Source organism: Steroidobacteraceae bacterium (genome assembly GCA_041395505.1).
Taxonomy (GTDB): domain Bacteria; phylum Pseudomonadota; class Gammaproteobacteria; order Steroidobacterales; family Steroidobacteraceae; genus JAWLAG01.
Window position 1 is genome coordinate 146205 of record JAWLAG010000002.1, and the last position, 13188, is coordinate 159392.

Below are 13188 nucleotides of genomic sequence, written 5' to 3' on the forward strand. Positions count from 1 at the left end.
TCAATACCCCTGGGCGTTGCCGTCCTTGCGCGATTCGCTCGCGCCGGAGTACACATGCCGGGTCGCGTCGAACATGATCGCCTGGTAGCCGCCAAAATCACCATCGTTGGCAACACGAACCCGATGCCCGCGCCTTTCGAGCTCGGCGACGACCGCCGGATCGAAGCCCTTCTCGAGGACGATCTCGCCGCCATCGGTCATGACTTCTCCCGTCGGTTCGCTCGAACCGTCGTGCCGCAGCCGCGGCGCATCACCCGCCTCCTGCAGGTTCATGCCAAAGTCGATGAGATTGATAAGCACCTGCGCCTGGCCCTGTGGCTGCATCGCGCCGCCCATGACACCGAAGCTGAGCCAGGGCTTGCCGCCTCGCGTCACGAACGCCGGAATGATCGTATGGAACGGCCGCTTGGCCGGCGCGTAAACATTGGCGTGGCCGTCCTGGAGGCTGAACAGCTCACCACGATCCTGCAGGATGAACCCCAGGCCCGGCGGCGTCATGCCCGAACCCATGCCGCGATAATTGCTCTGGATGAGCGACACCATGTTGCCCGCCGCATCGGCAACCGTGAGATAGATCGTGTCACCGCGCAACAGCGCCGCATCGCCCGAGGGGAGCTTGCGCGAGGCATGATCGCGATCGATGAGTTTGCGTCGCTCCGCGGCGTAGTCCTTGGAGATGAGTGCCGCGACTGGTGCCGGCGAGAATCCCGGATCGGCGTAGTAGCGCGCGCGATCCTCGAAGGCAAGCTTCTTCGCCTCGGTGAAAAGGTGCAGGTAGTCGGCACTGCCGTAACCCAATGCCCGCAGGTCATATCCCTCGAGGATGTTCAGTATCTGAAGTGTGGCGATGCCCTGGGTATTGGGCGGCAACTGCCACACCTCGTAGCCGCGGTAGCTCGCGCTCACGGGCTGCACCCATTCGCCATGATGCCCGGCAAAATCCTCGGCATCCAGAAAACCACCCTGCTCGCGCATGTATTTCGCAATGCTCCGCGCAATTGGTCCCTTGTAGAATGCATCGCGGCCAGCGCTGGCGAGCAGCGCGTAGCTGTCGGCGAGCGCCGGATTGCGAAATATCTCGCCCTTTGCGGGCGCGCGGCCACCCGGCATGAAAACATCGGCAAAACCGGCATAGCCTTTGAGGTAGTCCGCGTTGCGCCGCCAGGCATCGGCTATGACTTCGGTCAACGGAAATCCATTGCGCGCATAGCCTATGGCAGGCGCGAGCACATCGCTCATCGGCAGCCGGCCGAAGCGCTCATGCAATGCGAACCAGCCATCCACTGCACCGGGCACCGAGACCGGCAATGGTCCGCGCGGCGGAATCGACTTTGCATCGAGCCTGCGCAGTTCGGCACGCAGCATCTCGAGCGTCAATGCATGCGGCGAGCGGCCGCTGCCGTTGTAGCCGGTCAGCTTGCCGGCATCGGCATCCCAGACAATCGCAAACAGGTCACCGCCGATGCCGCAGCCGGTTGGCTCCATGAGCCCGAGTGCGGCATTGGCTGCGATTGCGGCATCGACCGCCGAACCGCCGCGCTTCAGGATATCGATGGCGATCTGTGTGGCGAGGGGATGACTCGTTGCGGCCATGCCCTGCGGCGCGATCACCTCGGAACGCGTTGCAAATTCTGCCCCGACCGGGCGGTTGCCTGCGATGGTGGGAGCGACGGACATGATGGTCACCACAATGCACAAGTTGAATCGGATCATGGGCTGCGCCTCGGACCGGAAGTGAAATACTGCCGCACTTCGCCGTTCGCGTTCTCTTCGCGGTATTGGCCGCCAGTATAGTCGGCAACGACCCGCCGCCAGAATTGCACGGCGCCGGGATTGCGCAGATATTCCACGATTTCCCAGTTCCCGGCGAAGCGATCGAGCAACAGCCGCACGGCGTTCGCGCCGACGCCGCGCCGCCGGCTCGCGCGAGCAACGAAGAACTCCGCCATCCGGTAGTCGACATTGCGACGCAGCGGATCGGAACTCGCCCGGGCCACCATCGCGAACCCGCAGGGCTCGCCGCTCGCGAGCACGATCATGGGGAAGGCGGCGTTGTCGGCGAACCAACGCGCCAGCTGATCGGCCTCGCTGTGGCCGATCTCGCCAAGCGCGGGAAAGATGCCTGTGTTGAGCGGCGCGAGGTCATCGAGATAGTTGCGGTAGACGCCGGCAATCCAGCGGCGGTCGTTGGCACTGTCGCGTGCATTGCGGATTGTGACGCTCAAGGATCGACCCCATCAAAAGCAATCGGCCCGGGCAGGTGGTTTTGCCAACCTGGCCGGGCCGATCTTGAGCTTCGAAGCTCGGCTGAAGATAAACCCGTTGGGTTTAGTTGCCCTTCAGCTGGTCCGCGGCGTCCTTGGCGGCATCCGCAGCGGCGTCCATCGCATCGCCGGCGGCGTCCTTGGCAGCATCGGCCGCATTGCCGGCGGCATCGCTGGCGGCATCGGCAGCACTGTCCATGGCATCGCCCGCGGCGTCAGCAGCGGAGTTGGCGGCATCGGCAGCGCTATCCATCGCATCGCCCGCGGCTTCGGTCGCCGTGGCAGCAGCTTCGGTGGCCGTGTCGGCCGCGTCGGAAGCGACGCTGGCAGCTTCCTGCCGCGAACAGGCAGTCAGCACGAGCGCCGCGAACAAGGCACTTAGAGCAAGTTTGGTCTTCATGAATCGTGTACCCCAGAGAGCATGTGTGAGTGAGTGCAAATCGCGAACAAAAGCTGTGGCGTTCGTCCGGCGACCATCCTGTCGCGAGGCGCATTTTAAAGCCTGCGCGCAAAATATGAAACAGTTCACAATACGCTGTCGGTCGCTGGCGACAGCTGGCGGCAGGAGGCCCGCTGGCGCGCAAGACCCCATAGAATCAGCGGATTGCCGGCCCGCCCGGCAGCAATATGTCAGCAACGAGCGGAGAGGCTATGCAGCAAAACAACAATCAACTCGGTGCCCTGTATGCCGAGCATCTGGGTGCCCTGCAGGCGCAGATCGCGGCGGATCTCGGGCATTGCGGGCTGCGCGGCCTCCTGCTGCACGCGGGAAGCCTGCAGGTGGCCTTCCAGGATGACAATTACTATCCCTTTCGGGTGAATGCACCCTTCAAGCACTGGCTCCCAGTGCTGGATGCGCCGGATTCGTTCATCTATTTCGAACCCGGCAAGCGGCCGCAGCTGCTGTTTCACCAGCCGGACGACTACTGGTACAAGCAGGCCGCCATACCCGACAGCTACTGGGTGGCGCATTTCGACATAACCGTCATCCGCGATCCTGCGGAGGCGCGCGCCCAGCTGCCGGCAGACCTCTCCTCGGTGGCTTTCGTCGGCGAGCCTTTCGATGCCCTGGTGCAATGGGGCGACCCGGCCGTCAACCCGCCCGACCTCACGCTGCGCATGCACTATCCACGCGCCATGAAATCGCGCTATGAAATCGCCTGCCTGCGTGAAGCCAACCGGATGGGCGCCGTCGCGCACCGCGCAGCGAAACAGGCCTTTCTCGCTGGCGGCAGCGAATTCGACATCCACATGGCCTATCTGGCCGCCTGTGCACAGCGTGAACAGGACCTGCCTTACAACAGCATCATTGCCGAGAATCGCAATGCTGCCGTTTTGCACTACCAGATCCTCGAGCGCGACCGACCGAAACACCTGCACTCACTGCTGATCGACGCCGGTGCCCAGGTCAACGGTTACGCCTGCGATATCACCCGCACCTATTCTTTTTCCGACCGCGAATTTGCCCAGCTGATCGAGCAATTCGATCTGCTGCAACAATCGCTCTGCGCCAGCGTTCGCTCCGGGAGCGACTGGCGCGATATCCACCAATCCGCCCATATGCTGATCGCGGAGTGGCTGCAGGGTGCCGACCTGATTTCGGTCGAGGCCGATGAAGCCGTCGCAAGAGGGTTGAGCAAGGTCTTCTATCCGCATGGCATCGGTCACCTGCTCGGCCTGCAGGTCCACGATGTTGGCGGTACCTTGCGCGACCGAAGCGGCGCCGAGATTCCCCGGCCCGAGGGTGAGGGCGCATTGCGGCTCACGCGGGTACTCGAACCGGGCTTTGTGGTCACCATGGAGCCTGGCGTTTACTTCATCGACAGCCTGCTCGAGCGCGCCCGCAACAGCGCGCTCGCAGCGGCGATCAACTGGTCACGCGTGGAACAGCTCCACCCCTTCGGTGGCATACGCATCGAGGACAACCTTGCCGTGCAGCAGGACGGCAACGAAAACCTCACCCGCGATGCGTTCGCGAAGACCTAGAACCGGCAATGACAAAAGAGAACGGGCCGCTCGCGCGGCCCGTTCCGGGTTCACGAGAACCAGCCCCGTTACTTCTTCGCGAGGAGGTTACGGATTTCCTCCAGCAACACCTCACTCTTCGGCGGCGGCGGCGGCGGTGCCGCCGGGTCGGGCTTCTTCAGTTTGTTGATGCCCTTCAAGGCAATGAACAGCACCAGCGCGATCACGATGAAATCGAACACGGTCTGCATGAACGAACCGTACTTCAGCAGCACTTCATTGCCGTCCGCGCCAGGTCCGAGACTGGTCGCGAGGTCGGTGAAATTCACGCCGCCGATCGCCTTGCCGAGCGGCGGCATGACCACGTCGCCGACGAAAGACGAAACGATCTTGCCGAATGCCCCGCCGACAATGATGCCGACTGCCATGTCGACAACGTTGCCTTTCATGGCAAATTCTTTGAACTCAGATGCCAGACCCATTAGCACTCCCCTTGTTATTTGGTCCCATAGGGTCGGCAGGTGCCGACCCTGGCGCACAGATTAAAGAAGGGCCAGGGCCCGGGCAATCCCCGAGCGGCCGTCGAATGCCTCGGCGCAGGCCGCGAGAGACGCCGCAGCGAGGCGGCGGCCGCCGGTTCAGGTAGCGGCTTTTTTCTTGCGCGCCGCAGCTTTCTTCTTTTTGGGCGCTGCGTCCGCCGCTGCGGCCTTCTTGGCCGGCTTTTTGGCGGTCTTCTTGGCTGCGGCTTTGGTGGTCGCCTTCGGGGCCGCTTGGTCGCCTGCGGCGTCTTCCTTGGCGCTGGCAGCAACCGTGGCAGGGCCATCGACCAGTTGCATCAGCGCCATGGGGGCTGAGTCGCCCGGCCGCGGCAACATGCGCAAAATGCGGGTATACCCCCCCGGTCGCCCGCCAAAGCGGCGCCCCAGGTCCTCGAACAGCTTGGCCACGACCTCGGCATCGCGCAGGCGCGAGAACGCCAGGCGTCGGCGAGCCTCGGAATCGGTCTTCGCCAGCGTTATCAGCGGTTCGACCACGCGGCGCAATTCCTTGGCCTTGGGCAAGGTCGTGCGGATGGTCTCATGCCGCAGCAGAGATACGCTCATGTTGCGCAGCATGGCCCAACGATGCGGGCTATTGCGCGACAGCTGGCGTCCGGATAGTTGATGTCTCATGCGTGCAGGCCCTGTTAGATGAGGTTGCGGTCTTCTTCATGACGCAGACTGAGCGGCGGCCAGCCGTCCAGGCGCATGCCAAGCATCAGGCCGTGGCTTTGCAGCACTTCCTTGATTTCGGTCAATGACTTCTTGCCGAGATTGGGGGTGCGCAGCAGTTCCACCTCGGTGCGCTGCACCAGATCGCCGATGTAGTGGATATTCTCCGCTTTGAGGCAATTGGCGCTGCGCACGGTGAGCTCGAGCTCATCGACCGGCCGCAGCAGGATCGGATCGAACTGCATCTCCGTGACCTTGGCGGTGGTTTCTTCCTCCCCGCGAAGATCGACGAACACTGACAGCTGGTCCTTCAGTATGGCGCCGGCGCGGCGAATCGCCTCTTCGGCATCGATCGTACCGTTCGTCTCGAGGTCCATTACCAGCTTGTCGAGGTCGGTGCGCTGCTCCACGCGCGCGGAGTCGACGCCATAGGTAACGCGCCGCACGGGCGAAAACGAGGCATCGAGCTGCAGGCGACCGATCGGCCGGGACTGTTCCTCGAAGGCTACGCGCTGCGCCGCCGGCCGATAGCCGCGGCCACGCTCGACGCGCAGCAGCATGGACAGTTCACCTGCCTTGGTGAGATTGGCTATCACCAGGTCCGGGTTCACGACTTCGATATCGTGATCGGTCTGGATATCGCCCGCCGTGACCGGTCCCGGGCCTTTCTTGAGCAGGCGCAGCTCCGCCGAATCGCGCGAGTGCATGCGAATCGCCACCGACTTGAGGTTCAGCAGCACGTCGACTACGTCTTCCTGCACACCCTCCATGCTGGTGTACTCGTGCAGTACGCCGTCGATTTCCACCTCGGTGATCGCGGCGCCTGGCATCGACGAGAGCAGCACACGGCGCAATGCATTGCCCAGTGTGTGACCAAATCCGCGCTCCAGCGGTTCGATGGTGATACGCGCCTGGCAATGGCCGACGGGCTGTACCTTGACGACTCGTGGCTTGAGAAATTCTGTGACGGATCCTTGCATTACCGTTGCACCCTATTATTTGTGACACCGCGGCAAAGCCGCAGCAATGCCTTTACTTGGAATACAGCTCGACCACCAGGTTTTCGTTGATATCGGGCAGGATATCCTCGCGCGCCGGAACCGACTTGAAGGTTCCGCGCAGGGCCGACTCATCGACATCCACCCAGTCCGGGCGCCCGACCTGCGCGGCGATCTGCAGCGCGTTCTGGATGCGTAGCTGCTTCTTCGCCTTGTCGCGCAAACCGATTACATCGCCCGCGCGCACCTGATAGCTCGGGATCGTGACGACCGAATCGTTGACCAGCACCGCCTTGTGGCTGACGAGCTGCCGGCCTTCGGCGCGGGTAGCGGCGAAGCCCATGCGGTAGACGACGTTGTCGAGCCGGCATTCGAGCAGCTTCAGCAGGTTCTCGCCCGTCGAGCCCGTGCGCCGTGCCGCCTCGGTGTAGTAATTGCTGAACTGGCGCTCCAGCACGCCATACATGCGGCGCAGTTTCTGCTTCTCGCGCAGCTGCAGGCCATAGTCGGACAGGCGCGTACGCCGCTCGCCCTTGATGCCGCCCGGCGGCACACTCAGCTTGCACTTGCTCTCGAGGGGTTTGACGCCGCTCTTGAGGAAAAGATCTGTGCCCTCGCGTCGCGAGAGCTTGCACTTGGGTCCTACGTATCGTGCCATATGCGAATTCCTCTGCCTCGTCAGCGCTATACGCGGCGGCGCTTGGGTGGCCGACAACCGTTGTGTGGAATGGGCGTGACGTCGGCGATGCTGGTGATCTTCAGGCCGCAGGCATTGAGCGCCCGCACGGCCGACTCGCGGCCAGGGCCCGGTCCGGCGACGCGCACTTCGACGTTCTTCAGGCCATGTTCCTGCGCGGCTGTTCCGGCCTTCTCGGCCGCCACCTGTGCCGCAAACGGCGTGCTCTTGCGCGAACCGCGGAAACCGCAGCCGCCCGAGGTCGCCCAGGACAGGGCGTTGCCCTGACGGTCCGTGATCGTGATGATCGTGTTGTTGAACGATGCATGCACATGGGCGATGCCGTCGAGCACGTTCTTGCGCGCTTTTTTCGGCTTCTTGCCCCCGGCTGCAGTTGCTTGCTTGGTCTCTGCCATGTTTCTCGCCTGTGCTTGTCCTATGCCTTATGCCTTGCCCGGAGGCGCATTGAGTTTGACGGCCTGTTTGCGCGGACCCTTGCGGGTACGCGCATTGGTGCGGGTGCGCTGGCCATTGACCGGCAGGCCGCGCCGATGACGCATGCCGCGGTAGGTTCCAAGGTCCATCAATCGTTTGATGTTCATGGAAACCTCGCGGCGCAGGTCGCCTTCGACCAGTATTTTCTGGATCGTCGAACGCAGGTTGTTCACCTCGACCTCGGTCAGGTCCTTGACCTTGGTCGTGGTTTCCACGTTGGCGATCTGGCAGATCTGCTCAGCGCGCGCGCGGCCAATCCCGTAGATATGTGTCAGCCCGATGAGCACATGCTTGTTCATCGGTATGTTGATGCCGGCAATACGTGCCATAGCTCTTAACCCTGCCGTTGTTTGTGACGCAGATCGCTGCAGATCACGTAAACGACGCGCCGGCGCCGCACGATCTTGCAGTTCTTGCACATCTTTTTAACTGATGGTCGGACTTTCATCGTCTTATCCTCGCGTCCCGCCGGATCCGCCGCGGCCATAGCCGAGCAGATTCGCCTTCTTGATAAGGCCCGGATACTGGTACGACATGGTGTGCGCGGTCAGTTGCGACATGAAGTCCATCACCACGACCACCAGAATCAGCAAAGAAGTGCCGCCGAAAACGAACGGCACGCCCTTGCTGGAAATAAGGAATTCCGGGATGAGACAGACCGCGGCCACGTAGAGTGCACCCCAGAGCGTCAGTCTCGTCAGCACCTTGTCGATGTACTCGCCGGTCTGCTGCCCCGGCCGTATGCCCGGAATGAATGCACCGGACTTCTTGAGATTCTCCGCCGTGTCGCGCGAATTGAAAACGAGCGCCGTATAGAAGAAGCAGAAGAATATAATGAGCGCGCCGTAGATGAGCAGATGCAGCGGCTGCCCGTAACCCAACGCCGCGGAGATCGTCTGCAACACGCCGGCCACCTGGCTCTCGCCGGTGCCCGCAAAGCTCGCGATCGTCGCCGGAAAGAGCAGCAGGCTCGAGGCGAAGATCGGCGGAATGACGCCTGACATGTTCATCTTGAAAGGCAGATGCGTGCTCTGCCCCGCATAAACACGCCGGCCGACCTGGCGCTTGGCGTAATTGACCGGGATCTTGCGCAGAGCCCGTTCGACGTAGACGCAGAATGCGGTCACACCCAGCACGATCAACAACAGCAGCAGCGCGAATGCGCCGGACATTTCGCCGGTGCTGATCTGGTCGATGGTGCGACCGACCGCACCGGGCAGTCCCGCGATGATGCCCGCGAGGATCAGCATGGAAATGCCATTGCCGATACCGCGCTCGGTGATCTGCTCACCGAGCCACATCAGGAACATGGTGCCGGTGGTCATGGTGATGCAGGCCAAGAACAGGAAGCGCGGCCCGGGCGATATCGCCATGCCACCGTTTTGCAGTGCTACCGCCGCCGACAGCGACTGGAACACAGCCAGGGCCACTGTCGCATAGCGCGTGATCTGGGTCAGTTTGCGCCGGCCTGATTCGCCCTCCTTGCGCAACTCCTCCCATGGCGGATACACGTGCGAGACCATCTGGATGATGATCGACGCGGAGATGTATGGCATCACGCCCATGGCGAAAATCGACAGGCGCTCGAGCGCGCCGCCCGAGAACATGTTGACGATGCCGAGTATCGTCGCTGCCTGATCGGCGAAGAACTTCGCGACCTGCGCGGGATCGATGCCCGGCACCGGGATGAATGTGCCGATGCGGTAGACGATCAGTCCGCCCGCCAGGAACAGCAGCCGGCGCCGGACTTCGTCGAAACGACCCGGTTCGCCACCCATCGCTGCCGCCACCGACTTGGAATTCGCCGCTGCCATGACGCTACTTCGCCGCCGCCTCGATCTTGCCGCCGGCCGCCTCGATCGCACTGCGCGCGCCCTTGGTCGCGAGGATGCCGCGCAATGTGACGGCACGCTCGAGCTTGCCCGAGAGTATGACTTTTGCCTGCTCGGCTCTCGCCGGCACGATGTTGCTCGCCTTCAACGCGGCCAGGTCGATCACCTGTGAATCGACCTTGGCGAGTTCATCGAGGCGCACTTCGGCGCGCGTCGATTTCTTCGCGGAGCGAAAGCCGAACTTCGGCAAGCGGCGCTGCACGGGCATCTGGCCGCCTTCGAAGCCGACCTTGTGATAGCCGCCCTTGCGCGCACGCTGGCCCTTCACGCCGCGGCCGGAGGTCTTGCCCTGGCCGCTCGATGCGCCACGACCAACCCGCAGGCGCTTGCGGCGCGCACCCGCGGCACTCTTGATTGTGTTCAATCGCATACTTGCAACTCCAAAGGGGCGCTACTGCCGCTCGACCTTGAGCAAATGCTGGGCGGCGTTGATCATGCCCCGGTTTTCGGCGGTGTCCGCCACCATTACCGACTGGTGACGCCGGCGCAGGCCGAGGCCGCGGGCGCTTGCCGCGATGCCGGCGAGTTGCCCATGCAGGCTCTTCTGCAGCGTCACCTTGATTTGCGCACTCGACTTGGCCATGGCTTCAACCCGTGATTTCTTCCAGTGTCTTGCCGCGCTTCGCGGCGATGTCGCGCGGCGAGCGGATGGCTCCCAGCGCATTGATCGTCGCGCGCACCACATTGATCGGGTTGCGCGAACCATAGCTCTTGGCGAGCACGTTGCGCACGCCCGCGCACTCGAGCACGGCGCGCATCCCACCGCCGGCAATGACGCCGGTTCCGTCCGAAGCAGGCTGCATGAACACGCGGGTCGCACCATGACGGCCCTGAATCGCGTAGAACAATGTGTCGTTACGCAGCGCGACATTGATCAGGCTCTTGCGCGCCTGCGCCATTGCCTTGGATATGGCGACCGGCACCTCGCGTGCCTTGCCGAATCCAAAGCCAACGCGCCCGGCGCCATCGCCCACCACGGTAAGGGCGGTGAAACCGAACTGACGGCCACCCTTGACCACCTTGGCAGTGCGATTGACCGCCACGAGTTTCTCGATGAACTCGTCGCCGCCAGGTGTTTTCTCGACTCGTGCCATGCTTTGCTGCCCCGTTGTCTAAAACTTCAGTCCCGCTTCGCGTGCCGCGTCGGCAAGCGCCTTCACGCGACCATGAAAGCGAAATCCCGACCGGTCGAAAGCGACCGCCTCGATGCCGGCTGCCCGTGCCTTTTCGGCAATCGACCGGCCAACCGCCTTTGCCGCATCGACATTGCCCGTCGCCTTGAGCCCGGTCACGAGCCCCTTGTCGAGCGTCGAGGCCGTCGCGACGACGTGATCCGTACCGGCAGCGAACAGCTGCGCGTATATGTGTCGCGGTGTGCGATGCACGGCAAGCCGCGCCGCGCCCAGCTCGCGAATCTTCGCCCTTGGCTTGGTCGCTCGGCGCATCCGGCGCTGCTTCTTGGTGATTTGCATGTTCCTATCCTGCGCGCAAGTTATTTCTTCTTGCCTTCCTTGAGGGAAATACGCTCGTTGGCATAGCGCACGCCCTTGCCCTTGTACGGTTCCGGCGGTCGCAGCTCGCGAATCTTCGCGGCAACCTGCCCAACGCGCTGCTTGTCGATGCCCTTGACGACGATCTCGGTCTGACTCGGCGCCTCGATGCTGATGCCATCGGGCACCGGGAAGACAACCGGGTGCGAAAATCCGAGTACGAGGTTGAGGTTCTTGCCCTGCACCTGGGCTCGAAATCCGACGCCGACCAGTTCCAGCTTGCGTTCGTAACCCTTCGACACGCCGCGTACGACATTGGCAAGATGCGCGCGGATGGATCCTGCGTGCATGCGCTGCTCGCGCGTGTACTTGAGGGCGAGTTTTTTCTCCTCGGCGATTACACCGACCCCGCCCGACAGCGGCACGGCGATCGTTCCCTTGGCGCCCTTGACCGTCACCTGGCCTGCGGCAACGCTTGCTGTCACGCCCTGGGGCAGTTCAACCGGTTGTTTTGCAATTCGACTCATGCGCTCTCACCTAAGCAGATACATCGTCGTCAGGCGACGATGCACAGCACCTCGCCGCCCTGGCCGATTTCGCGCGCCTGACGGTCCGTCATGACGCCGCGCGGCGTGGATACGATCACCGTGCCCATGCCGCCGAGAATCTTCGGCAGCTCCGTCTTGCCGCGATAAATACGCAGCCCCGGTCGGCTCACCCGCTCCAGGCGGTCTATCACCGGCCGGCCCTCGAAATACTTCAACTCGATCGTCAGTTCGCGCTTCGCGCCATTGTCGGAAGTGCGGAAATCGTTGATATAGCCCTCGTCCTTCAGGACCTTGGCAATGGCGGTCTTGATGCGCGATGCGCTCACCGCGACTTCGGTCTTGCCAGCCATCTGCGCGTTGCGGATGCGGGTCAGAAGATCGGCTATTGGATCGGTCATGCTCATGTCTTGAGTGACTCCTTACCAGCTGGCCTTGGACACGCCAGGAATTTCCCCGCGCATGGCCAATTCGCGGATCTTCGTACGCGACAATCCGAATTTGCGATACACGCCACGCGAACGTCCCGTCAGAGAACAGCGATTGCGGGTACGGATTGGTGACGCGTCACGCGGCAATTTCTGCAACGCAACCTGGGCAACCTCGCGCTCCTGCGGCGAGGACTTCGGACTGCGTATGGTCTCTTTCAGCGCCGCGCGCTTGGCTGCGTACCGCTTGACCGTGCGTGCCCGACGCTTGTCGCGCTCCACCATGTTTGTCTTGGCCATAGTCTCTTGCTACCTCTGCCTGTCTGCCCTGCAGTTGCTGCGCCTTTATTTGCGGAACGGAAAATTGAACGCTTCGAGCAACGCACGACCTGCCTTGTCGTCCGCGGCCGTCGTGGTGATGGTGATGTCCATGCCACGCAGCTGGTCGATCTGGTCGTACTGGATCTCCGGAAAAATGATCTGCTCTTTCACGCCAAGGCTGTAATTGCCCCGGCCATCGAACGAACGCGGCGACAGGCCGCGAAAATCACGCACCCGCGGCAGCGCAATGGTGATCAGCCTGTCGAGGAATTCGTACATGCGCCGGCCGCGCAGCGTCACCTTGCAACCGATCGCAAGTCCGTCGCGCACCTTGAACGACGCGACCGACTTCTTGGCCGTGCATAGCATCGGCTTCTGGCCGGTGATCCTGGTCAAGTCGCCGACGGCGGCATCGATGACCTTGCGGTCTGCAACGGCTTCGCCGACACCCATGTTGACCGTGATCTTGGTAATGCGCGGCACCTGCATCGGATTGCCGCACTTGAGCTCCGAAGTGAGCTTCGGCACCACCTTGTCGCGATAAAATTCCTGCAAACGTGTCATGACTTGGGCCTCAGGCTCCGATCATTTCGCCATTGGACTTGAAGAATCGCACGCGCTTGCCATCCGCAAGGCGCTTGACGCCCACGCGCTCGCTGCGCTTGCCCGACGCATTCCACAATGCCAGCTTGCACAACCTGAGCGGCGCCTCCTTGTCGATGATGCCGCCAGGAGCCGGCGCACCCTGCGCCGTCGGTCGTGGCTTCTGGTGCTTCTTGACGCGGTTGATCCCCTCGACCAGGGCCGTGCCATCGGCCAGCACCTGAAGTACCGTGCCACGTCGTCCCTTGTCGCGGCCCGACAGGACCACTACCTGATCACCCTTGCGAATCTTGCGCATGG

Annotated in this window: 20 protein-coding genes and 1 pseudogene; 1 reads left to right on the forward strand and 20 read right to left on the reverse strand. The window is 62.8% G+C overall.

Annotated elements, in window-relative coordinates; all coding sequences use genetic code 11:
• From ggt to R3E77_13350, 3 genes are all read right to left on the reverse strand, one after another.
• Complete coding sequence (gene ggt, locus R3E77_13340) at positions 1-1713, reverse strand: gamma-glutamyltransferase (protein MEZ5500399.1); 1713 nt, start codon at positions 1711-1713, stop codon at positions 1-3.
• Complete coding sequence (locus R3E77_13345) at positions 1710-2225, reverse strand: GNAT family N-acetyltransferase (GenBank protein MEZ5500400.1); 516 nt, start codon at positions 2223-2225, stop codon at positions 1710-1712. Before R3E77_13345 ends, ggt begins: the two co-directional genes overlap by 4 nt.
• Positions 2226-2328: 103 nt before the next feature.
• Complete coding sequence (locus R3E77_13350; protein ID MEZ5500401.1) at positions 2329-2664, reverse strand: hypothetical protein; 336 nt, start codon at positions 2662-2664, stop codon at positions 2329-2331.
• A 251-nt stretch (positions 2665-2915) separates the two neighbouring features.
• Between R3E77_13350 and pepQ the strand changes: the two genes are divergently transcribed.
• The gene (gene pepQ / locus R3E77_13355) at positions 2916-4250 is read left to right on the forward strand and encodes a Xaa-Pro dipeptidase (GenBank protein ID MEZ5500402.1); all 1335 of its coding nucleotides are present in this window, start codon (positions 2916-2918) and stop codon (positions 4248-4250) included.
• 68 nt (positions 4251-4318) lie between these two features.
• Here pepQ and mscL read toward each other — a convergent pair whose 3' ends face one another.
• From mscL to rplX, 17 genes and pseudogenes are all read right to left on the reverse strand, one after another.
• Positions 4319-4711 carry a large-conductance mechanosensitive channel protein MscL gene (mscL, locus tag R3E77_13360; GenBank protein MEZ5500403.1) on the reverse strand — a complete coding sequence of 131 codons (393 nt, stop codon included), beginning with the start codon at positions 4709-4711 and terminating at the stop codon, positions 4319-4321.
• A gap of 309 nt (positions 4712-5020) precedes the next feature.
• Positions 5021-5401 (reverse strand): annotated as a pseudogene (rplQ, locus tag R3E77_13365) (50S ribosomal protein L17).
• Between the two features lie 14 nt (positions 5402-5415).
• Entirely contained in the window at positions 5416-6420 is a 1005-nt protein-coding gene (gene rpoA, locus R3E77_13370) for a DNA-directed RNA polymerase subunit alpha (GenBank protein MEZ5500404.1), read from the reverse strand.
• Positions 6421-6472: 52 nt separating this feature from the next.
• Positions 6473-7096, reverse strand: coding sequence for a 30S ribosomal protein S4 (rpsD, locus tag R3E77_13375; GenBank protein ID MEZ5500405.1), 624 nt, complete (start codon positions 7094-7096; stop codon positions 6473-6475).
• Positions 7097-7122: 26 nt separating this feature from the next.
• On the reverse strand, positions 7123-7530 hold the full coding sequence (rpsK, locus tag R3E77_13380) for a 30S ribosomal protein S11 (GenBank protein ID MEZ5500406.1): 408 nt from the start codon (positions 7528-7530) through the stop codon (positions 7123-7125).
• A 27-nt stretch (positions 7531-7557) separates the two neighbouring features.
• A complete protein-coding gene (gene rpsM, locus R3E77_13385; GenBank protein ID MEZ5500407.1) occupies positions 7558-7938 on the reverse strand; it encodes a 30S ribosomal protein S13 in 381 nt (126 codons plus the stop codon).
• A 5-nt stretch (positions 7939-7943) separates the two neighbouring features.
• Positions 7944-8057 (reverse strand): 50S ribosomal protein L36, encoded by a 114-nt coding sequence (gene rpmJ / locus R3E77_13390; GenBank protein MEZ5500408.1) that lies wholly within the window; start codon positions 8055-8057, stop codon positions 7944-7946.
• 4 nt (positions 8058-8061) lie between these two features.
• Complete coding sequence (secY, locus tag R3E77_13395) at positions 8062-9387, reverse strand: preprotein translocase subunit SecY (protein MEZ5500409.1); 1326 nt, start codon at positions 9385-9387, stop codon at positions 8062-8064.
• Between the two features lie 40 nt (positions 9388-9427).
• Positions 9428-9871 (reverse strand): 50S ribosomal protein L15, encoded by a 444-nt coding sequence (gene rplO, locus R3E77_13400; GenBank protein ID MEZ5500410.1) that lies wholly within the window; start codon positions 9869-9871, stop codon positions 9428-9430.
• 21 nt (positions 9872-9892) lie between these two features.
• Positions 9893-10084: a 50S ribosomal protein L30 gene (gene rpmD, locus R3E77_13405; protein MEZ5500411.1), complete on the reverse strand. Its 192-nt coding sequence runs from the start codon at positions 10082-10084 to the stop codon at positions 9893-9895.
• 4 nt (positions 10085-10088) lie between these two features.
• Positions 10089-10595: a 30S ribosomal protein S5 gene (rpsE, locus tag R3E77_13410; protein ID MEZ5500412.1), complete on the reverse strand. Its 507-nt coding sequence runs from the start codon at positions 10593-10595 to the stop codon at positions 10089-10091.
• Positions 10596-10613: 18 nt separating this feature from the next.
• Positions 10614-10967 (reverse strand): 50S ribosomal protein L18, encoded by a 354-nt coding sequence (gene rplR, locus R3E77_13415; GenBank protein ID MEZ5500413.1) that lies wholly within the window; start codon positions 10965-10967, stop codon positions 10614-10616.
• A 26-nt stretch (positions 10968-10993) separates the two neighbouring features.
• Positions 10994-11518 (reverse strand): 50S ribosomal protein L6, encoded by a 525-nt coding sequence (gene rplF / locus R3E77_13420; protein MEZ5500414.1) that lies wholly within the window; start codon positions 11516-11518, stop codon positions 10994-10996.
• A gap of 29 nt (positions 11519-11547) precedes the next feature.
• Positions 11548-11943 carry a 30S ribosomal protein S8 gene (gene rpsH, locus R3E77_13425; protein ID MEZ5500415.1) on the reverse strand — a complete coding sequence of 132 codons (396 nt, stop codon included), beginning with the start codon at positions 11941-11943 and terminating at the stop codon, positions 11548-11550.
• A gap of 15 nt (positions 11944-11958) precedes the next feature.
• A complete protein-coding gene (gene rpsN / locus R3E77_13430; GenBank protein MEZ5500416.1) occupies positions 11959-12264 on the reverse strand; it encodes a 30S ribosomal protein S14 in 306 nt (101 codons plus the stop codon).
• Positions 12265-12309: 45 nt separating this feature from the next.
• A complete protein-coding gene (rplE, locus tag R3E77_13435) occupies positions 12310-12849 on the reverse strand; it encodes a 50S ribosomal protein L5 (GenBank protein MEZ5500417.1) in 540 nt (179 codons plus the stop codon).
• A gap of 10 nt (positions 12850-12859) precedes the next feature.
• Complete coding sequence (gene rplX / locus R3E77_13440) at positions 12860-13186, reverse strand: 50S ribosomal protein L24 (protein MEZ5500418.1); 327 nt, start codon at positions 13184-13186, stop codon at positions 12860-12862.
• Positions 13187-13188 lie beyond the last annotated feature (2 nt).